This is a genomic window from Halorhabdus sp. BNX81, assembly GCF_029229925.1.
In the GTDB taxonomy this organism is placed as follows: domain Archaea; phylum Halobacteriota; class Halobacteria; order Halobacteriales; family Haloarculaceae; genus Halorhabdus.
Genome location: NZ_CP107254.1, coordinates 905,683 through 929,156, shown reverse-complemented (window position 1 = coordinate 929,156; position 23,474 = coordinate 905,683). Strand labels below are relative to the sequence as shown.

Here is a 23,474-nt window from a genome sequence, read left to right as displayed (position 1 = left end):
CTCGCCAGTCACACGTATGCAATCGATAGTGCGTGAGCGGACAGTGGCGGTGACGACCGTCCTCACGATCAGCTCACTGGTAGTGATCTTCGGCGTCGTTGGGGGAGTGGTGCCGTCGTCGTGGCTCCCCCGAACCGACGCCGTCGACGCGCTCCCGCACCTGAACGCCGCACTCAGCGCACTCGCGCTCATCGCGATCGGGGCCGGCATTCGAGCGGTCCACCGGGGTGCGATCGACGCTCACCGCCGACGGATGGGGGCCGCGTTCGGGCTCTTTGTGGCGTTTCTCGCCAGCTACCTGTACCGAATTACCGTCGCAGGGACGGCCACCTTCGACGGCCCATCAGTGCTCGAACCGGTGTATCTGCTCGTCCTCGCGATCCACGTCACGCTCGCGATCGTCTGCCTGCCGCTCGTCTACTACGTGTTATTACTGGCCTACGGGTACGACCGCCGGGAGCTTCCCCAAACTCCACATCCACGCGTCGGCCGAATCGCCGCGACGCTCTGGGCGGTGTCGTTCACGCTCGGCCTGGTCGTATACGTCGCGCTGTACGTTGCTCCGTGGTAGTCCACCGATCGGTCGAGCATCGAGACTGACCGCTGTTCTCGAAGGACGGTCAATCGTCAGCGACACTCGGCTCATCGATGACCGGTCGTTCGATCTCCCGGTCGGTGGCCTCGCCGTCGATGTCGTAGGGATACTCGCCGGTGACACACCCCAGGCAGAGGTCGTCGCGATCCGTCCCGAGCGTCTCGGAGATGGCGTCGATCGAGAGATACGAGAGGCTGTCGGCACCGATCGTCTCGCGGATCTCCTCGACCGAACGGTCACCGGCGATCAACTCGTCACGGCTGGCCATGTCGATCCCCATATAACAGGGGGCGACGATCGGCGGTGAGCCGATCCGGAGGTGGATCTCCTCGGCCCCGGCATCACGCAACAGGTCGATCAACTGCGTCGAGGTCGTCCCGCGGACGATCGAATCGTCGATCAGCGTGACGCTTTTGCCCTCGATCGTGTTCTTGATCGGGTTGAGTTTCAACCGGACGGCGCGTTCGCGCTCGTCCTGCGTCGGCATGATAAACGTCCGACCGACGTAGCGGTTTTTCATCAAACCCTCGGCAAATTCGACGTCCTCGGCGGCCGCCGCGTAGCCGGAGGCAAACGCCCGTCCCGAGTCCGGCACCGGCAGGACGACGTCGGTGTCGATGCCCGACTCCTCGTAGAGCTTCTGTCCGAGTTCACGGCGGGTGTCGTAGACGAGTTGTCCGTCGATTTCGGAGTCCGGACGGGCGAAGTAGACGTGTTCGAAAAAGCAGTGAGCCGTCCGATCGTTCTCGACGAGTTGATAGGTGTCGTACCCCTCGCCGTCGGGCTGCAACACGACCAGTTCACCCGGCTGAACGTCCCGGATGACCTCACCATCGAGAGTGTCGACAGCCGAGGATTCCGAGGCGAGGACGTAGCCATCATCGAGTTCCCCGATACACAACGGCCGATTGCCCTGTGGATCACGAACGCCGAGGACGGTGTCGTCGTGGGTGATCGTCAGTGAATACGAGCCGTGGATTCGCCGCATCGTCCGTTTGACTGCTCTGACGAGGTCGGCTTCGAGCAGGTTCCGGGCGAGATCGTGGGCGATGACCTCCGTGTCGCCGTCCGAGGTGAAGGCGTGGCCGAGATTCGCGAGTTCGTCCCGCACGTCGTCGGCGTTGACGAGGTTACCGTTGTGACTCAACGCGAGCGACCCGCTCTTGAAGGAGACGGTAAAGGGCTGGGCACAACTCGAATCGACGCTGCCTGCGGTCGGATACCGGACGTGCCCGATCCCGACTGAGCCGGCGAGTCCATCGATGTCGTCGGGTTCGAACACATCGCCGACGAGTCCCATCCCGATGTGGCTGTGCTGTTGAAAGCCGTCGTGGGTCACGATCCCGGCCGACTCCTGGCCGCGATGCTGGAGTGCGTACAACGAATAATACAGCGGGCGAGCCGCCTCACGATCCGCAAGCGAGATGCCGACCACACCGCACTTTTCGTCCATCGATCGGGTTATTCGCCGGCCTTCTCCTGCCAGGCATAGTCACGCCGCTTGGCGGATTTGCCGAATCCACACGACGCACAGACGCCTTTCGTGACGTGATAGGACTTCTCGCCACACCGCCGACACTTGACGTGTGTCGTCTTGTTCTTCTTGCCCTGGCTCGGAGTTCCTTTCCCGGTCATAGGTGTATCGATACGACGTTGTCGCCGCGTATAATCGTTGTGTCTTCGCCCGCCGACAGCACCAGATTCAGGTGCTGGTCGTACCCAGTAAGTTCCCCTTCCAGAACCTCGCCGCCTTTCAGATCGACCGTAACCGTCGACCCGACAGTCTCTTCGAGAACGTCACGTGGTTGATCACTCATACGGATACGAGACAGCGATGGCTTGATAAACGTATCGGCTTTCGAAACGACCTGTTGCCGGTGACTAGGCCCGCGACTCGGTGTCGAATTCGACGCCGAAGGGCGCAAGCGACTCGGCGGCGACGGCGAAGGAACCGAGCAGCGTGGCCGCGTTCGTCAGATCCGCCGTGTCGATCACTTCGACGGGCGTGTGCATGTAGCGGTTCGGCAGCCCCAGGTTCACCGATGGGACGCCCCCACGCTGGGTGTAGAAGGCGTCCGCATCAGTGCCGGTCCGGATGCCCGTCGCTTCGAGCTGGACGTCGAGACCCTCCTCGTCAGCCACAGAGCGGAGTGCGTCGACGAGTCGCGGGTGGTTCGCACTGCCACGCGCGACAACCGGTCCGGCACCGAGTTCGACGCCGTTGGATCGTTTCCCCGGCACGTCCGGCGTATCAGTCGCGTGCGTGACGTCCACCGCCACCACGGCGTCGGGATCGAGATCGAACCCGACCATCTTCGCGCCCTGGAGTCCGAGTTCCTCCTGGACGGTGCTGACGGCGTAGACCGTCGCCGAGGCGTCGGCGTCGCTTGCCGTTCGCAGCGCTTCGGCAGCCGTCCAGATCCCCACGCGGTTGTCCATGCCGCGGGCCGACAGCCGCGTCCCCGCGAGCGACTCGAGGCCCGAGGCAAATGTCACTGGATCGCCGATCTCGACGCGCTCGCGAGCGGACTCGCCGTCGGCGACGCCGATGTCGACGTGTTGTTCGGCCACGTCGTCGATACTGTCGTCCTCGCGATCACGCAGGTGGATCGCCGTCTGGCCGACCACGCCGGAGACAGGTCCCGCATCGGTGTGAACAGTGACGTGCTGGCCGCGAGTGACCGTCCGATCCGACCCGCCGATCCGGGACAACTGGAGGAACCCATCGTCGGTGATGTCCCGGACCATGAAGCCGATCTCGTCACCGTGGCCGGCGATCGCGATCTCGCGATCCCCGTCGCCCTCGTGGACCGCGACGGCGTTGCCGTAGTCATCAGTCCTGACTTTGTCGGCGAACTGTGAGACGTACTCGATCCAGACGCGCTGGCCGGGCGTTTCGAAGCCCGATGGGCTGGCAGTGTCGAGGAGCGATTCGAGAAAGTCCCGCTGTGGGTCGTCCATGCGACCATTCGGGGTGGCCCCACCAAGAAAACCTCGCCTGCCCGGCGGAACTTCTTTGGGAGTACTCGTCGAGCCCCCTGTATGGACGAGTTCACGTTCATGGAACTACATTTCGAGGACGGGTCGATCCCCGCCGGAAGCGAGTACGAGGGAGGTAGTAACCGCGGTGAACTGAACGGGACGGACGAAAACGACGAGTCAGGTGGCGCGGGCCTCGGCATTCCACTCCTGGGACTTGCCGTCCTGGCCATCGGGATTGCTCTTGCCCGAAAACTGCTTGCCGGCGACGGCGAAGATATCGAAATCGAAGCCTGACTTGTGAGGACCGGGCGAACAGCCGTGCTATCCCCGGGCACGAAAAAGCAATCGGGTACTGGCGTACGCACCGAGGACGATGCCGGTTCCGGCGACGATCCCGTGGATGCTCAGTGATGCCACGCCGGTGTAGAGGTTCGTCACGTTACAGCCGGGGGCGAGGGTTGCACCGACGCCCATCAGGACGCCGCCAGCGACGGGCGTGACGCCAGCCGAGCGCGACGGCGGTGTGAACTCGAAGTCGCCACCGGCGAGTGCCGCGAGAAAGGCACCGAGGAGAAATCCGGCAATGACGCCCATCCCCGGCGAGATGCTGCCGGAGTATGCGGCGTCGAAGCCGGGGACAGTTTCCAGCAGGTCGGTACTGATCGCCACGAACCCGAACGCGACCCAGTCCTCGAGTGGGCCCGAAACGGTCCAGACGCTCGACACGCCGATCCAGAGTGTCGCCGTGAGCGCGATCCCGATCCCGCAGGTCCGGGGATCCCATGGTCGGCGAAGCGCACGGCCGAGATCGATCCCCGAAGCTCGCGCACCGACGTACTGGCGCGCGCCTGCAACGAGGCCCGCCAATCCAACGCGTACGGATTCGCGAAACCCGTCGATCCGCCCCTCGTCTTCGTCGATCGACCCGTCGAATCGGCGCGTCGTCGATCCAGCGACCCCAGCGTACGCGAGGACGACGACGCCGACGAATGCGACCGCCACGAGCGGTGCGGGGACGGGAGCGGCGAAGGCAGTCCCGCCAGTTCCGAGCCACAGCGGCGTGAAATAGAACTCCGCGAGCCAAGGGTGGGCCAGTCCGGTGAGGAAGAATCCCACGAGGATGCCCACCAGCACGAGCGCGTACTGGCCGCTGCCGCTGGCGACGCGCCAGAGCGTGCTCGTCAGGCAGGCACCCGCAAGGATCATCCCGACGCCGAAGATAGCGCCGCCGATCAGCCCAGAGAACCCCCACGAGGGGAGCCAGAAACCGGCTTTGCCGCCCAAAAGATACGCACCACTCCAGGAGAGTGTCGTCAGCAGCGTGGCGAGCAGGATGCCGCCGCCGACCCGAGACGATCGAAACAGAAAGAAGTCCGAGAGCGCGCTCGCATAGCAGAGCCGCCCCTTCTGAAAGAAGACGCCGAATCCGACGCCCGCCACCAGCGCGAGGGCGAGTTCACTCATTGGACTCGTCGAGGCTACAGCCACCCAGCATATCCGCGGGCACGGCTTCGAGTTCGAACGCGCCCATGGTCCCGTTGCACTCGATCGCATAGTCGCCCGGTTTCTCCGGCACAGTCACCGTCCGGCTGACGGTCTCGCCCGCCGGCACGCGAACCTCGAAGTCGCCGAAGTCCCCCCGCAAACTGTGTTCCCGGTCGTCGTGGTTCTCGAAGACGACGGTCACTTCGTGGCCCGCAGCTGCCTCCCACGAACGCGGGGAAAACGCCCCGTCGCGAATCGTGACGGTCGTCCGATGGTCTCTGTCGGTGCCCGTCGATTCGTCCTCTCCCGACGCGTCGAGACACCCACTCAGCCCCGACCCGAGCGCCACCCCTAGAATCCCGAGTAGACGACGTCGATGTAATGCCATCGTACAACAGGCCAATATTGCCGGCAACGGGCTATAACCGTTACGACGGCTGCCCAAGGGGGAAGCCCTATCTTCGGCGACGGGTTACCGACAGTATGAGTCTCCTCGACGGATTCCGTGCAGTCACAGCGGCATCAGGAACGGGCCCGATCGACTGGGAGGCGGCCGCTGCCGCGGCGACAGCCGCGACTGATCCCGGGTCGGTATCTCTGACGGCGGCCGAAGAAGAGGCCTACGCGGCCGACGTTCGGGCAGCCAGAGACGCGGTCACTGACGCAACGAACGCTGCCTTCGAGTTACCCGAGTCGGTCACGATCCTGAACCGCAACCACTGGATCGAGGCGAACATCGGGACCTTCGAGCGAGTGATGGGGCCGATCGAGGCCCGTGCGGACGAGATTCCGGGCATCGCCCGCACAATAAACACCACGACGATGGCGGTCATGCTCGGCTTTCTCGGACGGAACGTCCTCGGGCAGTACGACCCCGTCTTGCTCGGTGAGGACCCCCACGAACTGTACTTCGTCCACCCCAACATCGTCGAAATCGCCGACCAACTGAACGTCCCACTCGCCCGGTTTCGGCGCTGGATCGCGTTCCACGAAGTGACCCACGCCGCGGAGTTCGGGGCCGCGCCGTGGCTGTCGTCGTATCTCGAAACCCGCGTCGAGGAAACTGTCGGGGACCTCGCCGACGGCCAGATAGATCGCGACGCCTTCGCCGAACTCAACACGGCGATGACGGCCGTCGAGGGGTACGCCGAACTCGTGATGGACGACGCGTTCGATCGGCCCTACCAGGACCTCCGGGACGCACTCGACCGCCGGCGGAACAACCGTGGGCCAGTCGCCGGGCTCATCCAGCGACTGCTCGGGCTGGGCCTGAAGCGCCAGCAATACGAGCGCGGGAAGGCCTTCTTCGAGGCCGTCGCGGCCGAGAGAGGGATCGATGGCGCTCACGCCGTCTGGGAGCAACCAGGGAATCTCCCTACCGACGACGAACTCGATACGCCCACCCGGTGGCTCGATCGGGTCGATCCCTGAGATCGTCTCCCGGGTAGCGCCGTGGACTCTTGTCTTGCCCCTATGTGATCGAACAGCAAGACGGAAGGAGCAATGTAAATCGACCACCCGTCCCACGATGCTGTGCCGGGGATCGTCTCAATGTTCGATCAGGGGAGCGCGATCGACACCACTCAGTCCACACATGTGGCAAAAACTCCTCGCCTGTAGAAATCCAAAGTTTCCCAGGTGGGATCGACTGCTTCGATCGGGATCGAGAGTTCGACCACGCCGGCACCGTCGGAGATGTCCACGTTCACGTTAGAGACGGAATCGAATCGATTTCTCATCGGCTGATCCATAACGCCCTCGATTTTTTGCTCTACGGTACGCTCCTCACACATGTTCGATTGAATCTTCGGTTCCAAGACGACTTCTCTGGAGACGGCAGTGTCACCGTCGAAAGCGATAGTGGTTCCCCTCGGGGTGTGGGCTTCTCCAATCGAAATGTTGGCCACGAACCCGGGATCAAGCAACGAGGTAAACCGATCGAATGCGTCGCTCGTCTCGGAGAGGCGTTGTGAGCCATCGAACCAGTTGTCCGCGATCGATTTCACGGTGTCAACAGCCCTAGAGGATTCCTCGTGAAGGTTCGAAACCACACACGTCGAATCGTTTACCGCGATCGCCCGGGAAAGGCCGGAAGACACGAACTGCTGGCGATAGACATCGAGTCCACGATGCGTTTCTCGTTTCTCGAAAGCGACGTCGGGATCGTTCCCCCGTCCCCGCAAGATTTCCCGCGCTGGAAATTCGGCGTTTACCAGCGTATCCACGTCAACGGTGCCGGACGTCGCGAAGCCACGACCGGGCGAATAGTTCGAAAACACAGCCGTCTCCACGGAAATAGCCTCGCGGAACGTATCGCTCGGAAGGTACGCCGATCCATCCTGCCAGTCCTGTTTTGCGCTCTCCGGGAGGTCAGCTTTGCGGGACTCATACCGCGGTTGCGACCAGCAGTAGAAGCTTGGCTGGGACCCTGACTCGCTTTCCGAATCCATGCCATCGCCGATCCATTGCAGGGGCGACTCGCTCCCGGTCGGGCCCTGGTTCGATGCACGTGAACCGGCATAGGCGAGTGCACCTCCACCGAGGGCTGCGACCCCGAGACCACCGGCCGCGAGTAGTTGTCGTCTCGTTGGATTGGGCGACATGCTGAATCATTTTTCACTCCAACCGCATATATTCCTCGAATTGACTATCAAATCTACAGATACTATCGATCCCCAACCGGAACTGGATGATCGCTCTATGTATCGCTTGAGAACGCCTCAGCGCACAACGATCATCCGAACAAACTCACTCGACCAACGATCACTCACTGGAACCCGCGGCCCACGTTCTCGTCGATCAGGTCCTCCAGTTCGGCGTCGAGTAACTCCTCGGCCTCCTCGAAGGTTTCCGTGAGGTCGTCCATCGCGTCGGGGCGGCCGTAGGCGTCGAACTCTATCGGGCCGTAGGCCGGGCTGTCCAGGGCGTCCATGAGGTCCTCGAACAACGCATCAGGGGAGGTCGATGCCTGGGCGTGTTCCTGAACGACTGCCTCCAGTTGGTTCGCCTTCTCTCTGGCCTCGCGTTCGTCCTCGACCGGCTGCTGGACGCCGAAGCGGCCGGCCCCCTTCTCGGGGAACAGCGGCTCGATCTCGTCGTCGAGGCTGCGGGCGACTTCCGCCCCGACCCCCCGGACCTCGTAGGGGTTTTTCGCGTAGGTCTTGAGCTGATAGACACCCACGGAAGGGTGGCCCAGATAGAGGTCCTCACCGATGCCGCCGGCGCGATCGCCGCCGACGGCGCGCCATCCGTCCGGATCTCGGTCGTTCTCGACCACGTCCGCGAGGATGTCCTGCCAGTCTCGAACGCGCATAGGGATGGATATTCGATCGGGTAGAATGAACGTGACGGTCCACGCGATGGAACTGCCACCACGGGAGCCGCGTCCGAGGAAGTCGTTGCGGTCTCAGTCTCGGCTGGCCCACCGATCAGTCGGCGGCTTTCGGCCCCTCGTCGGCTGCCGGGAGGTCGCGGGTCGCGACGATGTCGACATCGGTGTCACAGACGTTTTCGACGATCACGTCACCGAGTTCGACCGGGGCCTGGACTTCGACGGCAGCGATCTCACGCATGGCAGCTTCCAGCTCCGGTTTGGGCATCGGCTCGGCGGATTTGACGGGCACTCGTGGGAGGACGCCACCCGCGACGCGTGCCGTCGTCGGGAGGATCCGCGTCGGGTTCCGGTACTCCTCTTTGGCGTATTCCTTGCCTCTGGGGCAGGTGAAGCCCTCGATCGATTGAATCTCCCCACCCTCGACCTCGATGGAGACGTCACAGCCGACCGGGCAGGCGATACAGGTTATCTCGACGGTTTCAGGGCTCATCTAGATCTCCTCCTTTGGAACGACGTCAACCACGAGACGATTCTCCGGGAGGTCTTCGAGCGCCTCGGCGTCGAGATCGACCGTGATCATCTCGCCGGGTTCCGCACGGCGCTCGAACTCGCGAGCCAACTGCTCGTCGCCGCTCTCGACGGTGACGAAGACCTCGTTCATGGGCGCATAGACCCGCAGATACAACGGAAGTTCCTCGCGGTCGGCGTCGGATTTGCTGATCCGCTCCGGGACGACGTAGCTCACCGCGCCGGTGGATTCGATCTCGATCGGTTCCTCGCGGATGTCGATCTCGTCGTTGAGCTGTTTGGCGACCGATCGGCCGGCGATCATGCTCTCCTCGGTCACCCAGTCGACCAGATCGTGGACGTGGAGGACGTTCCCGCAGGCGTAGATGTCCTCGACGCTGGTCTCCCGACCGTCGTCGACGACCGGCCCGCCAGTGACGGGGTGCATATCCACACCGGCACCCTCCGAGAGTTCGTTTTCGGGAATCAGCCCGACAGACAGCAGGACGGTGTCACACTCGATGTCGTACTCAGTGCCGGGGATCGGCTCGAAGTCGTCGTCGACCTCCTGGACGGTAACGCCCTCGACGCGTTCGTCGCCGTAGATCTCGGTGATGGTCTGTTGCGTTCGTAGTGGAATGTCGAAGTCCTCCAGACACTGGACGACGTTGCGGGTCAGTCCGCCCGAGTACGGCATTACTTCGAGGACTGCCGGGACCTCAGCCCCTTCGAGGTACATCCGTCGAGCCATGATGAGACCGATGTCGCCCGAGCCGAGGATGACTGCCTTCTCGCCGGGCATCTTCCCTTCCATGTTGATGTAGCGCTGGGCTGTTCCGGCGCTGAAGACGCCGGCCGGGCGGTCTCCCGGAATGTCCAGGGCCTCTCGCGTCCGTTCCCGACAGCCCATCGCCAGGACGACAGCCTCGGCGTCGATCTCGGTCAGCCCTACGTCTTCGCTGACAGCGTAGACGGTCTTCCCGTCGGTCACTTCCTGGACCATCGTGTTCAGCCGGATGTCGACGCCGCGCTCGGCGACGTTCTCGATGAACTCCTGGGCGTACTCGGGCCCCGTCAACTCCTCGTCGAAGTAGTGCAGGCCGAAGCCGTTGTGGATGCACTGCTGGAGGATGCCGCCGAGTTCGAAGTCCCGTTCGAGAATGACGATGTCGTCGACCCCGTGATCGTAGGCTTCCTGGGCCGCGGCCAGTCCGGCCGGGCCGCCACCGACGACGACCAGATCGTGTGCTTCGCGTCGGATCGCACTCTCGGCCGCGGCGGCCGACTCGGTCGATTCAGCGGGCTCTGCCTCAGCCTCAGCCTCGGTTTCAGTCATCGGCATGCACCTCCTCACTGTCCTGGGCCAACAGCAGTTCTTTGGTGTCGCCGATCAGGACTTCCGAGCCGTCGCCTTCAAGTTTGATGTCAGTTTCATCGACGCCGTGTTCCTCGGCGAGGATCTCGACGACGCGAGGTTGGCAAAAGCCACCCTGACAGCGACCGGCCCCTGGGCGAACCCGTCGCTTGACGGCGTTGATCGTCCGAGCGCCGACCGGTTCGTTGATGGCGTCCCGGATTTCACCCTCGGTGATCATCTCACACCGACAGATGATCTGTCCGTAGGCTGGGTCTTCCTCGATCAGTGCCGCGCGCTCGGCGTGACTCATGTGTCGGGTCTTCGGCGGCGGTGAGTACTGTGGATCGAACGTCGAGTCCTCCGTGAGCCCGCCTGCTAGGTCGCCCACGAGATCGACGACGAGTTCGGCGACTGCCGGTGCCGAGGCGAGGCCCGGCGACTGGATCCCGGCGACGTTGACGAACCCGGGGTCACGGCGTTCGGTCCGGATCCGGAAGTCGCCGGTTTCTTTGATCGCCGGCCGAAGCCCCGCAAACTCCCGGATGACGTCGTCTTTCGAGAGGTCCGGGACGGTCTCCTGGGCTCCCGCAAGAACCTCGTCGAGTCCCTCGCGAGTCGTGGCCTTCTCGGTCACGTCATCGACCTCCTCGGCGTTCGGGCCGATCATCACGTTGCCCTCATCGGTCGGGGTGACGACGATCCCTTTGCTGACCTCGGAGGGGACAGGGAAGACGGTCCGCTGGACGTCGACGTCCGTCTCCTTATCGTAGAGATAGTACTCGCCGCGCCGTGGCGTGATCTCGAAGTCGTCAACGCCGACCATCTCCGAGATGACATCGGCGTACAACCCGGCCGCGTTGACGACGATGCTGGCCTCGATGTCGCCCCGCGCTGTCTGAACCCGGAACGCCCCGCTGGCCTCCTCGATGTCCGTCACCTCGGCGTTCAGTTCGACCGTCGCGCCGTTGCTGACGGCGTTGTTGGCGAACCCGACCGTGAGCTCGAAGGGATTGACGATCCCGGCCGTCGGGGCCCAGAGGGCGGCGATAGCGTCGTCGGTGAGGTGCGGTTCCAGTTCGTGGAGGCGCTCGCCATCGACGATTTCGAGGTCCTCGATGCCGTTCTCACGCCCCCGTTCCAACAGGGATTCGAGTTTCGGCCGCTCGGCTTCCTCGGTTGCCACCACGAGCGCGCCGCGCCACTCGATCGGGACGTCGAGTTCGTGCTGGATCCGCTCGTGATAGAGTTCGTTCCCTCTGACGTTGAGCCGTCCTTTCTGCTTGTCCGGGTTCGCGTTGAAGCCGGCGTGTAGCAGGGCCGTGTTGGCCTTGCTCGTCCCGGTACAGACGTCCGGCGCTGCTTCGAGCAACGTGACATCGAGTTCGTACCGGGAAAGTTCGCGAGCGATAGCTGTACCACTGACGCCGCCGCCGATGACTGCTACGTCAGTCCGGTCGTTCATTGTTGGACTCCGTGTCGCCCTGGACAGCGCACAGCCGCCGCCCTGTCAACGGGAACAGCGACCCGGATCGGTCGGTGACTGCTCACGAGACGGGACCTGAAACGGCCTTCAGTTCCGATCCGTCCACATCCAGGCTGTTGGACGGACGGATGACCCGCTCGTTACTGACTACTAGTCGTTTGGACGTGCTACGCCATATTAGCCTTTCTCAGCTTTCCCAGCCCCTGTGAACTCCTTTTCGGAGATTTTCGACGGCTGTGGGTTTTCATTCTCGAAGGCGTGTCACAGATCTCCCCGTTCCCGTCGCTTTTGATCTGATCTCCGTGTCTATGCTGGCAGGCCGGAACTCCGAAAACCCTCGTTTCGTTGTATAATTTGGTAGTATTAGTGAGTTATAAGCCGATCGAGTTCCACGCATCATCTATGAGCTTCACCGACGATCTGGAACCGACTGCCGAGCAGTACTGGGACGCCATCGTCGACCATCCCATGGTGGCCCAGCTGGGCGAGGGGACGCTGGATCCCGAGCCCTTCAAACACTGGGTCCGCCAGGACTACGTCTACCTGATCGAGTACGGGCGCGTGTTCGCGCTTGGGGCCGGGAAAGCACCGTCACTCGCCCGGATGGGGCGCTTCGCCGAGTTGCTCGACGCGACGATCAACACCGAGATGGATCTCCACCGCGAGTACGCCGCCGAGTTCGGGATCAGCGAGGCGGAACTCGAAGCGACCGAGCCATCGCCGACCACGCAGGGGTACACGGACTTTCTGGTGCGGACGGCCGCCGTCGGGACGTTCGGCGACACCGTGGCCGCGCTGTTGCCCTGTATGTGGGGCTTCAACGAGACTGCAAGGCGACTGGACGCCCAGGGCCGGCCGGCTGAGGAGCGATACGCCGAGTGGATCGACACCTACGCCGGCGAGGAGTTCACTGAACTCACCGAGTGGTGTCTGGACCTGATGGACGCCGTCGCCGCTGAATCGAGTGCCGAGGACCGGGAACGCTATCGGGAGCTGTTCGAGACCTCGGCGCGCTACGAGTATCGCTTCTGGGACGCCGCCTGGCGGCAGGAGGCGTGGTCGATATGAGCGACGCCACCCCCACGCAGGCAGTCCCGGACAGCTTCGAGTCCTATGCCGCCGATCGTGGCGACGCGCGATTCACCGAGTGGCTCCGGGCTCGCGCGGAGCCCGACTGGTCGGCGGCCGTCGACCACCGGTTCGTCGAGGAACTCGCCGCGGGCACGATCGACGACGCCGTCTTCCGTCGGTACCTCATGCAGGACTACGCCTTCCTCGATGCGCTCGTCGGCACGTTCGGCCACGCAGTCGGGGACGCGCCGGACATGGCCGCCCGCTCGCGCCTCGTCGAGTTTCTCGCCGTCCTGACTGACGACGAGAACGACTACTTCGAGCGCTCGTTTGCGGCACTGGACGTTCCGGAGTCGACATATGCCAACCCCGAGCCGACCGCGACCACCCGGGCCTTCGAGGATCTGCTCGGGCGGGCGGCCCGGGAGGGTGGCTACGCCGAGACGCTGGCCGTCCTGGTCCCCGCCGAATGGGTCTACCTGTCCTGGGCCGACCCGCGGGCCGACGCCGACCCGGACGCGTTCTATCTGCGGGAGTGGATCGACCTCCATGCCAACGACGGATTCCGGTCGTTCGTCGGGTGGTTGCGCGAGGAACTCGACCGGGAAGGTGCGGCCGCCTCACCCCGACGCCGGGCACGGCTCGACCGACTCTTCCGGCGGACGGTCGAACTGGAGCGGGCGTTCTTCGAGACGGCCTACGGCAGCCAGGACACCGACGCCGGAGGTGAGGATCCATGGTGAGCACTGGCGTCGCCCTCGGACTCACCGTCCTGACACTGGTCGCGTTTTCCGGGCTCGGCCTGTTGCACTCCCGGGGTCGCGTCGGCTCGGTCGAGGATCTGATCACGGCCCGCGATTCGGTCGGCGAGAAACGGATGACGGCGACGCTCGTCGCCTCGGTGATGGGCGTCTGGATTCTGCTGTCGGCCCCCGAGGCCGGTGCGAGTTTCGGGATCGCCGCGGTCGTGGGCTACGCGATCGGCGAAGCCCTGCCAATGCTCGCTTACGCAAAGATCGGTCCCCGCGTCCGGGCGGTCATCCCTGACGGCCACTCGCTGACGGAGTACGCCCACGCCAGATACGGGGCGTCGATGTACGCCTTCGTCCTCGCCGTGAGTGGGCTGTACATGTTCGTGTTCCTCGCCGCCGAACTGACGGGCATCTCCCGGGCGCTCGCGATGGTCGCCGACGTGCCGCAGTGGCAGACCGCCGTCCTGGTCGGCGGGTTCGTCCTGCTGTATACGGGCTATGGCGGCCTCCGGGCGAGTATCTTCACTGACACCCTCCAGGCGATCATCGTCATGCCGTTGCTCGTCATCGCCGCGGCCGGTGCGGTGTTCGCCCTGGGCGGTCCCGGTGCCGTCTACGATGGGATCGTCGCCACCAACCCGACGCTGCTGGATCCGGGCTTCTGGCCAGGGTTACAGTTCGGCCTCGCGCTCTCGTTTGCGATCCTCGGCGCGGAGTTGATCAACCAGACCTGGTGGCAACGTATCTACGCCGGCAGCGACAGTGAAACCGTCGAGCGGAGCTTCCTGCGAGCGTCCCTCGCAAACGGCCTGATCGTCCTCGGCGCGGCCTTCTTCGGCGTCGTCGCCGCCGGGCACGCGAACGTCGTGACCGCCGGCGAGGGGTACAACGCGGACCTCTCGTTTTTCCTGTTGCTGAACGAGGCCTTCCCCGAGTGGCTCGTCCTGGCCGTGGTCCTCCTGGCGCTGCTGCTCGTGATGAGTTCCGTCGACACGCTGTTCAACGCCCTTTCGAGCCTCGTGACCGCTGACCTGCCGCGCCTGATCGACGATCCGGACGACCGGACGCTCGCGCTTGGTGCACGGGCATTTACCGTCGTCATCGCCGTGGCAGCCATCTACGTCAGCCTGCGGGCCAGGAGCGTCCTCCGGCTGTTCTTCCTCGCGGATCTGCTCGGAGCCGCCGTCGCGTTCCCGCTCCTGTATGGCCTCTACTCGCGCCGACTGACCGGAACCGGCGCGCTCCTCAGCAGCCTCGCCGGACTCGCTTTCGGCCTGGCGTACTTCCCGGATCTTCGCGAGTACATCACGGCAATCCCGATCGTGGGAGCCAACCTGCCAGTGGCTGATGACCTCTATCTCACGTCCTTTGCCGGCGCGTTCATCCTCTCGACGCTCCTGGCGCTCGTTGCCGCCCAACTCTCGACGTCGACCGTCGACCACGACGCGCTATCGCGTCGCATCCGCCGCCTCGACGGCTCCGGTGCCGAGAGCCCGGCTGATGACTGACGGGCCAGCGCAAGAGGGTTCGTCGCTCGCTCAGATGGGGCGCTTCGCCGAACTGCTCGACGCGACAATTAACACCAAGATGGATCTCCACCGCGAGTACGCCGCCGATTTCGGGATCAGCGAGGCGGAACTCGAAGCGACCGAGCCGCCGACGGTCCAGGGGCATACGGACTTCCTTGTGCGGACGGCCGCTATCGGGACGTTTGGAGACACGGTAGCTGCGCTGTTGCCCTGTGGGGCTTCAACGAGACCGCAACGCGGCTTGACGCCCAGGGCCGTCCCGACGACGAGCGTTACGCCGAGTGAATCAAAACCTACGCCGGCGAGGAGTTCACGGAACTCACCCAGTGGTGTCTGGACCTGATGGACATGGTCGCTGCCGAATCGACCCCCGAGGACCGGGAGCGCTATCGGGAGCTGTTCGAGACCTCGGCGCGCTACGAGTATCGCTTCTGGGACGCCGCCTGGCGAGATGAGGAAAGGTCTGTGTGAGCGACGCCACCCAAGATTAGGCAGTTTCGGACAACTTCAAATGTATCTTTAGATAGGTAAAAGCGCAAATATTCGTTCTCAAAGCTGTTTTAGTCACGCCGCTGCAGAAACAGCCGGTAGCTCGCTCAGATCCTTCGTGTTCGTATAAATAAACTTATTTGATAACTACCGATAGATGCGAAATTGAGGCAAAGAAACGAGGACATAGTTAGCGAATCCGCTGTCCACTTCCGACGGGGTGGATTTGTCTTACCCACCAGTGATTATTTGACCGACTAGTACAGGTTTTTCTGTGAAGCGATAGGTTTGACGTTGGCAACAAAGTCCTCACGCATCAACGCATTCGGTTTAACGATCTATCTTGGCGATATTTAGTAATTCAACACGCAATTTAGTGATTGAAGTAATGGTGGGATTTGGTGCCTTCTAGGATATTTTTATCATAATAGCAATTCGTCCTAGGTTCGATTTCGCAATGGCTTTTGTCTTTTAAATCAACCATCCAGTCAACTTCGACGAATTCCTCCGCTATATCTAGTGTGTTAGCGTAAAAGACAGCCGTTGCGTCAATGGCAACGTAGTCACTGGGTATATCTCCTCCAAAATCATACCGAATATCACACAGCTCCTGCTCAGGTTTTGTCTTATTTCTAATGTGCAGATCACTTCTGGCCATAGTTTGAGAAGCCGTAACGCTTAAACTGTCAGCGGATACTCCGGCCCCGAGACTGATGAAATAGCTTTGGCTACCGATAGAACCGCTTGGAACAACCGCTGCTCTATTATTCAGCATGGCTATAGTTGCGCCATTCTTTCCTTTTATCTGAATTCTTGCCTTATTATGATTTAACCCCGCAGCATTGAGGTCGAGGACAACATGCACGACTCGGTAATACTCCGGATCGAGACCGGTTCCTGACTTTGGCTGATAAACTTCCGATATTCCGTCAATAACCGCGCCTTCATGCGTCTCATCAATATACAAATGAAGAACCTTTTCGAAATCCTCGGCGAGATGAAGATCATCACCACCAGCACTCACTGGAGAGGTCGCCGTCCCGAGAACGGCGCCTCCGGCAAGGAGTTTTCCAGACGTTTTTAGCACTTTACGGCGACCAATCATGTCACTCTTATCGGACAGATATCCTGATGATGATTCGCAATAAATTTATATCTTTCTATATCCCACTATCGAAATCAAATACAACCATCAGAAACTAGAATGCAAGCTGAGGACTGTGTTCGGAGTGATCGATTGGCCCGATGGAAGGCGCTGGAATAAGAGAGTCACCCACTACGTTGACGAACCGGAGGTACCCGCCGCGCCGGAGGGCGCGGGCGGTACGCCAAGTGGGTGCAGAGTGCCGATTCTGTACCACGTCGAACTTGAAAAGAGTCACCGCGAGACTGAAGACTCCCTCAACGAAATGCCCGGTGCTCTTGCCGTGTTTGCTCTTGACGAGGCACCGGACTACAGTTCGTTCCACCGGTTAGAGAAAGAGTTCCGGCTGCGTGAACTGCGCCGCCTGCTCCGCGTGTATGCGGCGTAGGCGGGCTGGAGTGGTGAAGCCGCGAATGACGTAAGTGCTTCCCAGCCGCCGATGGGCTCTATCTCACGTCCTTTGCCGGCGCGTTCATCCTCTCGACGCTGCTGGCGCTCGTTGCCGCGCAACTCTCGACGTCCACCGTCGACCACGACGCGCTATCGCGTCGCATCCGCCGCCTCGACGGCTCCGGTGCCGAGAGCCCGGCTGATGACTGACGGGCCAGCGCAAGAACGCTTCGTCATCTGCTGAGGAGCTCTCAGCTCCGAAGGAAACAGCCACAAGAACGAAGAGACGGACAACAGAGACCCGGGACGGACCGCGTCAGATCATTGCATCGACGCCAGCTTGCCGATGTGGACCAGACTCAACAGATGGTCGTCGATGGTCAGATCGCCGTCGGCCGAACGCTCGTCGAGGCCGAGCAGGTAGTCATCGAGGTCGTCGCCGACATCGTCGGTGATCCAGTTGACCTCGACGTAGTAGTCGATGGCCTCGTTTGCGCCACGGAACCCGGCTTTTTCGAGCAGGTAGGATAGCCACTCGAAGACGATGAGTTCGCCCGCGTACGTTTCGGGCAGGGAACGCAAGTAGGGCTTTTCAGGGTCGCCGCCGGCCATACTTTCCAGTGGGAGCAACTGGCGGTACAGTTGGGAGCGATACGCGTCGTCGCCGAGCACGTCACCGCTCAGGCCGCCGGCGTCCAAATCCGGGGCTGGCGTGGATCCGTCCTCCTCGTCGTCACCGACCGGAATCGTGGCCCCGCCGCGTTCGCGGGCCATCTTCCGGAGTTCGTCGAGGTCGTAATCCCGGGGGTTGATCGACATAGGTTTTGATACTCCATCATTTACGCTACTCAGTGTTAAATCTTGCAGTGGGATGTGACGGGCGTCAGACGGCCCTAACGCCGCGACACGGGGGAGTAGAGACTCGAAGGAAGGCGGGACAGCGCCCATTCTGATTTCAGCATTTGATACCCGCGAGCGTATTTTTATAGCTATCGAACCCGAGCGTTCCGATAACTGACGATGAGCAGCGACACATCGGCCCGGCCCGCCACTGTTTGCGTGACCAACGCGAAGGGCGGAACGGGCAAGACGACGATCGCGATCAACGTCGCCGGAGCACTCAACGAGCGGGGCCACGACGTTCTGTTCGTGGACATGGATCCCCAGGGAAACGCCACCGAGGGACTCGGCCTCCTCGACTCCTATGACGCCGAGCCGCCGACGCTGTTCGACGTCCTGACCGACCGAGAGATGCGATCGTCCATCGATGACCTGATCGTCGAACACGAGGAGATGGACGTCGTTCCCAGCAGCGTCGATCTCCTCCAGGCCGAACACGAACTGACGATCGCCGACCTCATGGCGTGGGCGAACACCGATCCGACAGTCGATATCGACCCGGCGGCGCTATCGTCGCTCGCGATCAACGTAACACCCGAGACGGTGCCCGGCGATCACGCACTGGAACTGCTTGATCTGGCGCTGTCGACAGTCAAGCCGGAATACGACGTCATTATCATCGACTCGCCGCCGTTTTACGGGAAACTAACCGATACGGCGATCTACGCAGCCAGGAGCGTGCTCGTGCCGGCGTTGACTGAGGCGAGTTCCGAGCGGGCCATCGAACTCCTCGTCGATCAGATCGCCGCGCTTGAATCCCAGGTCGACATCGACGTCGATACGGTGGGCGTCGTCGCCAACCGCGTCGAGCAGACCAACGAAGACACGGCCATGCTCGAATGGCTCGAGACGGTGTTCGAGGACTATCCGATCTGGGAGGTCCGCAAGCGGGTCGCCCTCCAGCGGGCGTTCTCGGCCGGCACATCTATCTTCGCCTACGAGCAATCGGTAGACATGGAATCGGTCTTTCTCGACATCGCCGAAGGGATCGAAACACAGTACGGGATCGAAGCCGCCGAGGTGCCAGCATGAGTGACGAAGACGATCGAATGGACAGGGCGGAGCGTATCAAGCAACTGCGACAGGGTCGCCGTGGTGGACAGGCTAACGATGCGCCCGAGGACACGGCGGACGACGAAACCGACGCCAGCGCGGAACAGACGAGCGCTGATGAACCCGCCGAGACTGAAACAGGCGATTCCCCCGCGGAAGCAGACTCTGTGCCGGACTCCGAAGGGGAGAGCGGAGCCACTGGCGGAGCAGCCGCCGAGAGCCCGGCCGAACCGGACGAGCGGGGTGAGATGACGGACGACCCGGCGACGACAACCGACGCCGCTGCGAGCGACGACGCCGAGACTCCGCCGGACGGGGACACAGACGAAGCGCCACCGGCGGGAGAATCGAACCCGGCCGGGACGGACAGTGACGAGGCGGACGATGCCCTCTCAGCAGCGCAGGCGGCGGCCCAGGCGGCGGCGGAATTCGAGACTGACGACCTCTCCGACATCGAATCAGGCAGCGACGAAGCCGGCGAGATGGACGCAGAAGCCGGGGACAACGCGGCAGCGCCGGCGGGTGCAACCATCGCCGGAGCCGACGTCGAAGAGACGACCGAAGCCGAGACACGCGTCCTGGAGTTCCGGCTGGGCGAGGAGCGCTACTGTCTCGACATCGAATACGTCGAAGAGATCGTCAGAGAGGAGACCGTCACGCGGGTTCCCAACACCCCGGAGTACGTCAATGGCGTCGTGGACCTGCGGGGCCAGATCACGACGATTCTCGATCCGAAGATCGCGGCCGACATCGAGACGAACGCCGATGACCAACTCATCATCGTCTTCGACGCCGATACGTTCGAAGATCACGGAGAGATCGGGTGGCTCGTCGACGCCGTCGACCAGGTGTCGCTTATCGCGGAGTCAGACGTCAAGGAACCCCCTGTCGAGAAACCGTACATCAACGGAGTCATCGAGCGAGGGGACGAATTCGTCATCTGGACGACGCCGGAGCTCGCCCTGGACGTCACTGAGGAGTAACGTCGCGCGCAGATTCGTGTGCGACTGCATCCTGAACGTGTGCGACGGCGTCTTCGACGGCACCGATACTTGTCAAATACCCTGCCCCGACGGTCGTTTTGACTGCGTTTGCTGGGGCCCCTGAGAGGATCGTCGGCCCGACTCTGGCAACCGCGTCGTCGCCGACGCTAACGAGCCACCCCATTTCATCGTCGTTATATCGTTCAAGCCGCGGCTCGAACCCGCCGGGTGCCAGGCGATGCTCGACCACGCGAGCGACGTTCGTCGCCGCGACACCGGCCTGGCGGATCGCCGCATGAGCCGTCGGCGGCACGCGTGTCCCGTCGGCGTCGACGACGTCTGCGGCGTCACCGAGTGCGAACGCGTTCGGCCCCAGTCGAAGCGTCGCCGGCACCGTCGGTCGGTCGCCGTCCTGGGCCGCTGGCCCCCGGATGCCGCCGGCCCAGACGAACTGATCGTACCGGATCGGGTCGCCATCGGCGACTGTAACCGCATCGTCGGTGGCACCGGTGATCGTCGTCGACGTGTGGCATTCCACGCCGGCCGATTCGAGTGCATCCCCGACGGCGTCCTGCAGGCGGTCGTCGAACCCCGGGGGTACCGCGTCGGCCTGCTCGACGAGTGTGACCGCGACCGTCTCGCTCGCGTCGCGCTCACGGGCGAGCGCCGCGAGTTCGCCCGCCGTCTGGATGCCGGTGAGTCCACCGCCACCGACGACGACGCGGCCACCGTCTGCAAGGACGGCCTCAAAGTCATCCCGGATCGTGTCGACATCGGCCGGTCGGTGCAGCGGCGTGGCGTACTCGGCGACATCCTCCAGCCCGAAGAACTCCGGATCGCCACCGAGCGTGACAACCCCGAAGTCGTAGGACAGTGTCTCACCGTCGGTCAGGGTGGCGACGCCCGCGGTATGATCGAGGGCCTCGACGCGGGCTTCTCTGATCGTGGCGCGCTCAAGGACGAGTCCCAGCGGAAGCCGAATGTGTGCAAGTTCGTCCGGGTAGCGAATGCCCCGGTGAAGCAGGTGGCGGACGACGTGTTCGCCCGACTCGTCGACGACGATCAACTCGACGTCGTCGGGTAATGATCGTTCCAGCCGTCGAGCGACACCCAGCCCGGCGTATCCCGCTCCGAAGATAGCGACGCGCATACGTTCCGTTAGTGCGCCAACAGCCTAAAGGCACGGACGGGCCGAAAATGGCCTAGAACAGTGCTTCGTCGGGATCGCGGACGCGGGCGGGCCCACCAACGTGCCAGGTGAGCGTCTCGATCCCGAGTGCTTCGATCGCCGATTCGACGCGGTCGACGTACTCGGCCGTGGTGTTGACGTAGATGCTCGCGCCGGTATCGCCGGAGAAGTAGACGGGAACCCCGTCGTCGCGAAGGTCCCGAACCGTCTCGAAGACTTCGAGGCTCTCGGGTTGCCAGTAGACCCAGCCGCTGGGGCCGGTCATCGTCGTCGCCGCCAGCGAGAGCGTGTCGTGTTCGGCGATCTCGAAGGTCCGCTCGAAGTCGCCCGTCCCGAGCGCGTCGCGCGTGTCCGCCAACTGTTCGTGGACGTGGGCGAGTCGGCCCTCGAACATGTGGCTGTCTTCGGCCTCCGCATGGGCTTCCTCGGTTTCCTTGTAAGCAGGGATCACCGCGCCGACGATCCGAACGTCATCCTCGAAGGGGACGTCGAGTCGCTTCGAACGGCAGTCGGCGTCGTTACTGCCCGCCCGCAGGTCCGAAAAGCCGCCCGTGACCGCCCGCGCCGCCGAGGTCGAGCCACGTCGGGCAATCGTCGAGATCTCCGGGCGTGAGAGGTCCAGCCCGGCTGCCTCGACGAGGGCCATCGCCAGCGCCGCGAATCCCGACGCCGAGGAGCCAAAGCCGACGTTCGACGGGAAGTTGTTCTCACTTGCGACGCGGACGCGCTTGTCGAGATCGGCCCGATCACGGACGTGATCGACGACCGTCCGGATGCGCTCGGCTCCGCGCCCGTCGATGCGTTCGCCGTCGATGACGTACTCATCCTCGGGACGCTCGGGTTCGAAGGCGACCGTCGTCGTGGAGTTACTCGGCGCGGTACAGAGGCTGATCGAGTCGTGATACGGCGTCCGGAGTTCGGGGTCGCGTATCCCGTGGTACTTCACCAGCCCCTGGATCGGGTGGGCCGTCGCTGTCGCTTTCATACGTGGGGGTGCAGTGGGTTGCACTTAGATGCCGCGTAATCGGAAACCCGGGCGGTCGTCCGAAAGCGACGGGCCGACGGGTTCGCTACGCGGGAGGACTACCCCGCAGAAATCAGACGACGGACTACTAGCGGTACTCGACGATGGTCCCGCCGGCACCGACCGCGATGGGGGGATCACCCTGGACGAGGGCCTTGAGGTTCTGGCCGGTCGGCGTCGCGTCGGCCGTCCACTTCGAGCCGTCGTAGTCATAGACCTCCCCGCCGCCACCGACGGTCAGTCCCTCGCCGTCGGCGACCTCGAGGTCCCGGAGGCCGGCGTCGCCGGTGTCGGTCGGCGTCCACTCGACGCCGTCCCAGTGGAAAACCATGCCGCCGCCGCCCGAGACCCAGACGTCGTCGGGGCCGTCGGAGTCGACGCCGTAGAAGTTGACGTTGGCGTCGGCCAGGCCGATCTTGTTCCAGGTCGCGCCGTCCTGGGTGTGCAGGACGGTCTTGTTGCCGTCGACGATGTGGCCGCTCTTCTCGTCGTAGAAGTCCACGGCGTTGATGTTCGAGCCGCTCGCGGGCGTGACGTACTCCCAGCTGCCTTCTTCGCCGTTCTCGAAGCTGTAGTACATCTTCCCGGAGTCGCCGGCGACGTAGACGTTGGCCTCGCCGGCCCGGCCGGTCACGGCGATATCGTTGAAGTTGTTCGTCACGTCCATGGGTGCGCTGTAGTTCTCCAGGTTGCCCGTCTGCACGTCGTAGGCGCCGATCGCGCCCGAGGAACCAGCGAACCACAGCCGCTGCCCGTCGTCGGTGACGTCCGCGCCGTAGAGGCTGTTGCCGTTGCCGGTCGGGCCGCCGTCGAGTACCTTCCGCCAGCCCTTCGACGTCCGCTCGAGGACGAGTCCACCGGCGCCGACGGCGTAGGCACCTTCGGCGGTGTATTCGACGTCGTAGAGGGTGTTTCCGGTGGGAGACGCGACACTCGTCCAGCCCGACTCGCTGGCGAGGACCGTGGGGACCGCCGCGGCGGTGGCGGCCACGCCGGCTGTCTTCAGGACGGTACGACGCGTCACGCGGGTTGTGCGGTCTGACATCGCAGTCGGATCTGTTGAAGGTGTATCACTAAAGGCCCCGAGTTCGTTTATCTCTATTCGCGTCAGTTTATCAGGTGACAGTGCGTTTCATGTCGTTTTAGCGGGGAGAAACAGTCAAACCGGGTACCGCTCGGTCGAAAATCGGAGAAACGGTCAAAACGG

The 23,474-nt window shown here is 63.2% G+C and carries 24 protein-coding genes and 2 pseudogenes; 10 read left to right on the top strand and 16 right to left on the bottom strand.

Annotated elements, in window-relative coordinates:
- Positions 1-16 precede the first annotated feature (16 nt).
- Positions 17-571 carry a DUF420 domain-containing protein gene (locus HBNXHr_RS04615; RefSeq protein ID WP_275739896.1) on the top strand — a complete coding sequence of 185 codons (555 nt, stop codon included), beginning with the start codon at positions 17-19 and terminating at the stop codon, positions 569-571.
- A gap of 49 nt (positions 572-620) precedes the next feature.
- On the opposite strand, the gene purF is transcribed toward HBNXHr_RS04615, so the two are convergent.
- The 4 genes from purF to HBNXHr_RS04595 form a co-directional block, all read right to left on the bottom strand.
- Complete coding sequence (purF, locus tag HBNXHr_RS04610; protein ID WP_275739894.1) at positions 621-2,048, bottom strand: amidophosphoribosyltransferase; 1,428 nt, start codon at positions 2,046-2,048, stop codon at positions 621-623.
- Positions 2,049-2,056: 8 nt separating this feature from the next.
- Entirely contained in the window at positions 2,057-2,230 is a 174-nt protein-coding gene (locus tag HBNXHr_RS04605) for a 50S ribosomal protein L37e (protein ID WP_275739892.1), read from the bottom strand.
- Positions 2,227-2,412 (bottom strand): LSM domain-containing protein, encoded by a 186-nt coding sequence (locus HBNXHr_RS04600; RefSeq protein WP_275739890.1) that lies wholly within the window; start codon positions 2,410-2,412, stop codon positions 2,227-2,229. Before HBNXHr_RS04600 ends, HBNXHr_RS04605 begins: the two co-directional genes overlap by 4 nt.
- Before the next feature lie 64 nt (positions 2,413-2,476).
- Entirely contained in the window at positions 2,477-3,556 is a 1,080-nt protein-coding gene (locus tag HBNXHr_RS04595) for a M20/M25/M40 family metallo-hydrolase (RefSeq protein WP_275883338.1), read from the bottom strand.
- An 81-nt stretch (positions 3,557-3,637) separates the two neighbouring features.
- Here HBNXHr_RS04595 and HBNXHr_RS04590 point away from each other — a divergent pair, with 81 nt between their 5' ends.
- Positions 3,638-3,871 (top strand): hypothetical protein, encoded by a 234-nt coding sequence (locus HBNXHr_RS04590; protein ID WP_015788442.1) that lies wholly within the window; start codon positions 3,638-3,640, stop codon positions 3,869-3,871.
- Positions 3,872-3,898: 27 nt separating this feature from the next.
- On the opposite strand, the gene HBNXHr_RS04585 is transcribed toward HBNXHr_RS04590, so the two are convergent.
- Together HBNXHr_RS04585 and HBNXHr_RS04580 are read right to left on the bottom strand one after the other, a co-directional pair.
- Positions 3,899-5,041 carry a YeeE/YedE thiosulfate transporter family protein gene (locus tag HBNXHr_RS04585; RefSeq protein ID WP_275883337.1) on the bottom strand — a complete coding sequence of 381 codons (1,143 nt, stop codon included), beginning with the start codon at positions 5,039-5,041 and terminating at the stop codon, positions 3,899-3,901.
- Entirely contained in the window at positions 5,034-5,450 is a 417-nt protein-coding gene (locus HBNXHr_RS04580) for a cupredoxin domain-containing protein (protein WP_275883336.1), read from the bottom strand. The genes HBNXHr_RS04585 and HBNXHr_RS04580 overlap by 8 nt, the downstream gene beginning before the upstream one ends.
- A 95-nt stretch (positions 5,451-5,545) precedes the next feature.
- Here HBNXHr_RS04580 and HBNXHr_RS04575 point away from each other — a divergent pair, with 95 nt between their 5' ends.
- Positions 5,546-6,493 (top strand): zinc-dependent metalloprotease, encoded by a 948-nt coding sequence (locus tag HBNXHr_RS04575; RefSeq protein WP_275883335.1) that lies wholly within the window; start codon positions 5,546-5,548, stop codon positions 6,491-6,493.
- Between the two features lie 152 nt (positions 6,494-6,645).
- Here the strand turns inward: HBNXHr_RS04575 and HBNXHr_RS04570 are convergent, their stop codons facing one another.
- The 5 genes from HBNXHr_RS04570 to HBNXHr_RS04550 all read right to left on the bottom strand — a co-directional run bounded on the left by HBNXHr_RS04570 (position 6,646) and on the right by HBNXHr_RS04550 (position 11,722).
- On the bottom strand, positions 6,646-7,512 hold the full coding sequence (locus HBNXHr_RS04570; protein WP_275883334.1) for a hypothetical protein: 867 nt from the start codon (positions 7,510-7,512) through the stop codon (positions 6,646-6,648).
- A 317-nt stretch (positions 7,513-7,829) separates the two neighbouring features.
- Positions 7,830-8,375, bottom strand: coding sequence for a hypothetical protein (locus tag HBNXHr_RS04565; protein ID WP_275883333.1), 546 nt, complete (start codon positions 8,373-8,375; stop codon positions 7,830-7,832).
- Between the two features lie 115 nt (positions 8,376-8,490).
- The gene (locus tag HBNXHr_RS04560) at positions 8,491-8,886 is read right to left on the bottom strand and encodes a DUF1667 domain-containing protein (protein ID WP_015788447.1); all 396 of its coding nucleotides are present in this window, start codon (positions 8,884-8,886) and stop codon (positions 8,491-8,493) included.
- On the bottom strand, positions 8,887-10,239 hold the full coding sequence (locus HBNXHr_RS04555) for an FAD-dependent oxidoreductase (RefSeq protein WP_275883332.1): 1,353 nt from the start codon (positions 10,237-10,239) through the stop codon (positions 8,887-8,889).
- Positions 10,232-11,722: an NAD(P)/FAD-dependent oxidoreductase gene (locus HBNXHr_RS04550; protein WP_275883331.1), complete on the bottom strand. Its 1,491-nt coding sequence runs from the start codon at positions 11,720-11,722 to the stop codon at positions 10,232-10,234. The genes HBNXHr_RS04555 and HBNXHr_RS04550 overlap by 8 nt, the downstream gene beginning before the upstream one ends.
- Positions 11,723-12,145: 423 nt before the next feature.
- Here HBNXHr_RS04550 and tenA point away from each other — a divergent pair, with 423 nt between their 5' ends.
- From tenA to HBNXHr_RS04530, 4 genes and pseudogenes are all read left to right on the top strand, one after another.
- Positions 12,146-12,811 carry a thiaminase II gene (gene tenA, locus HBNXHr_RS04545; RefSeq protein ID WP_275883330.1) on the top strand — a complete coding sequence of 222 codons (666 nt, stop codon included), beginning with the start codon at positions 12,146-12,148 and terminating at the stop codon, positions 12,809-12,811.
- On the top strand, positions 12,808-13,557 hold the full coding sequence (locus tag HBNXHr_RS04540; protein ID WP_275883329.1) for a TenA family protein: 750 nt from the start codon (positions 12,808-12,810) through the stop codon (positions 13,555-13,557). Before tenA ends, HBNXHr_RS04540 begins: the two co-directional genes overlap by 4 nt.
- Positions 13,551-15,074: a sodium:solute symporter family protein gene (locus HBNXHr_RS04535; RefSeq protein ID WP_275883328.1), complete on the top strand. Its 1,524-nt coding sequence runs from the start codon at positions 13,551-13,553 to the stop codon at positions 15,072-15,074. Before HBNXHr_RS04540 ends, HBNXHr_RS04535 begins: the two co-directional genes overlap by 7 nt.
- A 43-nt stretch (positions 15,075-15,117) precedes the next feature.
- A pseudogene (locus HBNXHr_RS04530) lies at positions 15,118-15,566 on the top strand (thiaminase II); the annotation flags it as partial.
- Between the two features lie 391 nt (positions 15,567-15,957).
- Here the strand turns inward: HBNXHr_RS04530 and HBNXHr_RS04520 are convergent.
- Entirely contained in the window at positions 15,958-16,689 is a 732-nt protein-coding gene (locus tag HBNXHr_RS04520) for a hypothetical protein (protein ID WP_275883325.1), read from the bottom strand.
- Between the two features lie 124 nt (positions 16,690-16,813).
- Here HBNXHr_RS04520 and HBNXHr_RS04515 point away from each other — a divergent pair.
- Positions 16,814-17,113, top strand: a pseudogene (locus HBNXHr_RS04515) (IS5/IS1182 family transposase); the annotation flags it as partial.
- Positions 17,114-17,439: 326 nt separating this feature from the next.
- Here HBNXHr_RS04515 and HBNXHr_RS04510 read toward each other — a convergent pair.
- On the bottom strand, positions 17,440-17,937 hold the full coding sequence (locus HBNXHr_RS04510; protein ID WP_275739861.1) for a FlaD/FlaE family flagellar protein: 498 nt from the start codon (positions 17,935-17,937) through the stop codon (positions 17,440-17,442).
- 201 nt (positions 17,938-18,138) lie between these two features.
- Here HBNXHr_RS04510 and HBNXHr_RS04505 point away from each other — a divergent pair, with 201 nt between their 5' ends.
- On the top strand, positions 18,139-19,050 hold the full coding sequence (locus HBNXHr_RS04505) for a ParA family protein (protein ID WP_275883324.1): 912 nt from the start codon (positions 18,139-18,141) through the stop codon (positions 19,048-19,050).
- Entirely contained in the window at positions 19,047-20,054 is a 1,008-nt protein-coding gene (locus HBNXHr_RS04500; protein WP_275883323.1) for a chemotaxis protein CheW, read from the top strand. The genes HBNXHr_RS04505 and HBNXHr_RS04500 overlap by 4 nt, the downstream gene beginning before the upstream one ends.
- Here the strand turns inward: HBNXHr_RS04500 and HBNXHr_RS04495 are convergent.
- The 3 genes from HBNXHr_RS04495 to HBNXHr_RS04485 all read right to left on the bottom strand — a co-directional run bounded on the left by HBNXHr_RS04495 (position 20,041) and on the right by HBNXHr_RS04485 (position 23,312).
- Positions 20,041-21,204, bottom strand: coding sequence for an FAD-dependent oxidoreductase (locus HBNXHr_RS04495; RefSeq protein ID WP_275883322.1), 1,164 nt, complete (start codon positions 21,202-21,204; stop codon positions 20,041-20,043). The two genes, HBNXHr_RS04500 and HBNXHr_RS04495, sit on opposite strands and share 14 nt — an antisense overlap.
- 52 nt (positions 21,205-21,256) lie before the next feature.
- A complete protein-coding gene (mvaD, locus tag HBNXHr_RS04490; RefSeq protein ID WP_275883321.1) occupies positions 21,257-22,228 on the bottom strand; it encodes a phosphomevalonate decarboxylase MvaD in 972 nt (323 codons plus the stop codon).
- 127 nt (positions 22,229-22,355) lie between these two features.
- Positions 22,356-23,312 carry a hypothetical protein gene (locus tag HBNXHr_RS04485; RefSeq protein WP_275883320.1) on the bottom strand — a complete coding sequence of 319 codons (957 nt, stop codon included), beginning with the start codon at positions 23,310-23,312 and terminating at the stop codon, positions 22,356-22,358.
- Positions 23,313-23,474 lie beyond the last annotated feature (162 nt).

Bases quoted from the DNA above. Each gene is read 5' to 3' on its own strand.
- HBNXHr_RS04615 (WP_275739896.1), top strand. From the start codon at position 17: ATGCAATCGATAGTGCGTGAGCGGACAGTGGCGGTGACGACCGTCCTC.
- purF (WP_275739894.1), bottom strand. From the start codon at position 2,048: ATGGACGAAAAGTGCGGTGTGGTCGGCATCTCGCTTGCGGATCGTGAG.
- HBNXHr_RS04605 (WP_275739892.1), bottom strand. From the start codon at position 2,230: ATGACCGGGAAAGGAACTCCGAGCCAGGGCAAGAAGAACAAGACGACA.
- HBNXHr_RS04600 (WP_275739890.1), bottom strand. From the start codon at position 2,412: ATGAGTGATCAACCACGTGACGTTCTCGAAGAGACTGTCGGGTCGACG.
- HBNXHr_RS04595 (WP_275883338.1), bottom strand. From the start codon at position 3,556: ATGGACGACCCACAGCGGGACTTTCTCGAATCGCTCCTCGACACTGCC.
- HBNXHr_RS04590 (WP_015788442.1), top strand. From the start codon at position 3,638: ATGGACGAGTTCACGTTCATGGAACTACATTTCGAGGACGGGTCGATC.
- HBNXHr_RS04585 (WP_275883337.1), bottom strand. From the start codon at position 5,041: ATGAGTGAACTCGCCCTCGCGCTGGTGGCGGGCGTCGGATTCGGCGTC.
- HBNXHr_RS04580 (WP_275883336.1), bottom strand. From the start codon at position 5,450: ATGGCATTACATCGACGTCGTCTACTCGGGATTCTAGGGGTGGCGCTC.
- HBNXHr_RS04575 (WP_275883335.1), top strand. From the start codon at position 5,546: ATGAGTCTCCTCGACGGATTCCGTGCAGTCACAGCGGCATCAGGAACG.
- HBNXHr_RS04570 (WP_275883334.1), bottom strand. From the start codon at position 7,512: ATGGATTCGGAAAGCGAGTCAGGGTCCCAGCCAAGCTTCTACTGCTGG.
- HBNXHr_RS04565 (WP_275883333.1), bottom strand. From the start codon at position 8,375: ATGCGCGTTCGAGACTGGCAGGACATCCTCGCGGACGTGGTCGAGAAC.
- HBNXHr_RS04560 (WP_015788447.1), bottom strand. From the start codon at position 8,886: ATGAGCCCTGAAACCGTCGAGATAACCTGTATCGCCTGCCCGGTCGGC.
- HBNXHr_RS04555 (WP_275883332.1), bottom strand. From the start codon at position 10,239: ATGACTGAAACCGAGGCTGAGGCTGAGGCAGAGCCCGCTGAATCGACC.
- HBNXHr_RS04550 (WP_275883331.1), bottom strand. From the start codon at position 11,722: ATGAACGACCGGACTGACGTAGCAGTCATCGGCGGCGGCGTCAGTGGT.
- tenA (WP_275883330.1), top strand. From the start codon at position 12,146: ATGAGCTTCACCGACGATCTGGAACCGACTGCCGAGCAGTACTGGGAC.
- HBNXHr_RS04540 (WP_275883329.1), top strand. From the start codon at position 12,808: ATGAGCGACGCCACCCCCACGCAGGCAGTCCCGGACAGCTTCGAGTCC.
- HBNXHr_RS04535 (WP_275883328.1), top strand. From the start codon at position 13,551: ATGGTGAGCACTGGCGTCGCCCTCGGACTCACCGTCCTGACACTGGTC.
- HBNXHr_RS04520 (WP_275883325.1), bottom strand. From the start codon at position 16,689: ATGATTGGTCGCCGTAAAGTGCTAAAAACGTCTGGAAAACTCCTTGCC.
- HBNXHr_RS04510 (WP_275739861.1), bottom strand. From the start codon at position 17,937: ATGTCGATCAACCCCCGGGATTACGACCTCGACGAACTCCGGAAGATG.
- HBNXHr_RS04505 (WP_275883324.1), top strand. From the start codon at position 18,139: ATGAGCAGCGACACATCGGCCCGGCCCGCCACTGTTTGCGTGACCAAC.
- HBNXHr_RS04500 (WP_275883323.1), top strand. From the start codon at position 19,047: ATGAGTGACGAAGACGATCGAATGGACAGGGCGGAGCGTATCAAGCAA.
- HBNXHr_RS04495 (WP_275883322.1), bottom strand. From the start codon at position 21,204: ATGCGCGTCGCTATCTTCGGAGCGGGATACGCCGGGCTGGGTGTCGCT.
- mvaD (WP_275883321.1), bottom strand. From the start codon at position 22,228: ATGAAAGCGACAGCGACGGCCCACCCGATCCAGGGGCTGGTGAAGTAC.
- HBNXHr_RS04485 (WP_275883320.1), bottom strand. From the start codon at position 23,312: ATGTCAGACCGCACAACCCGCGTGACGCGTCGTACCGTCCTGAAGACA.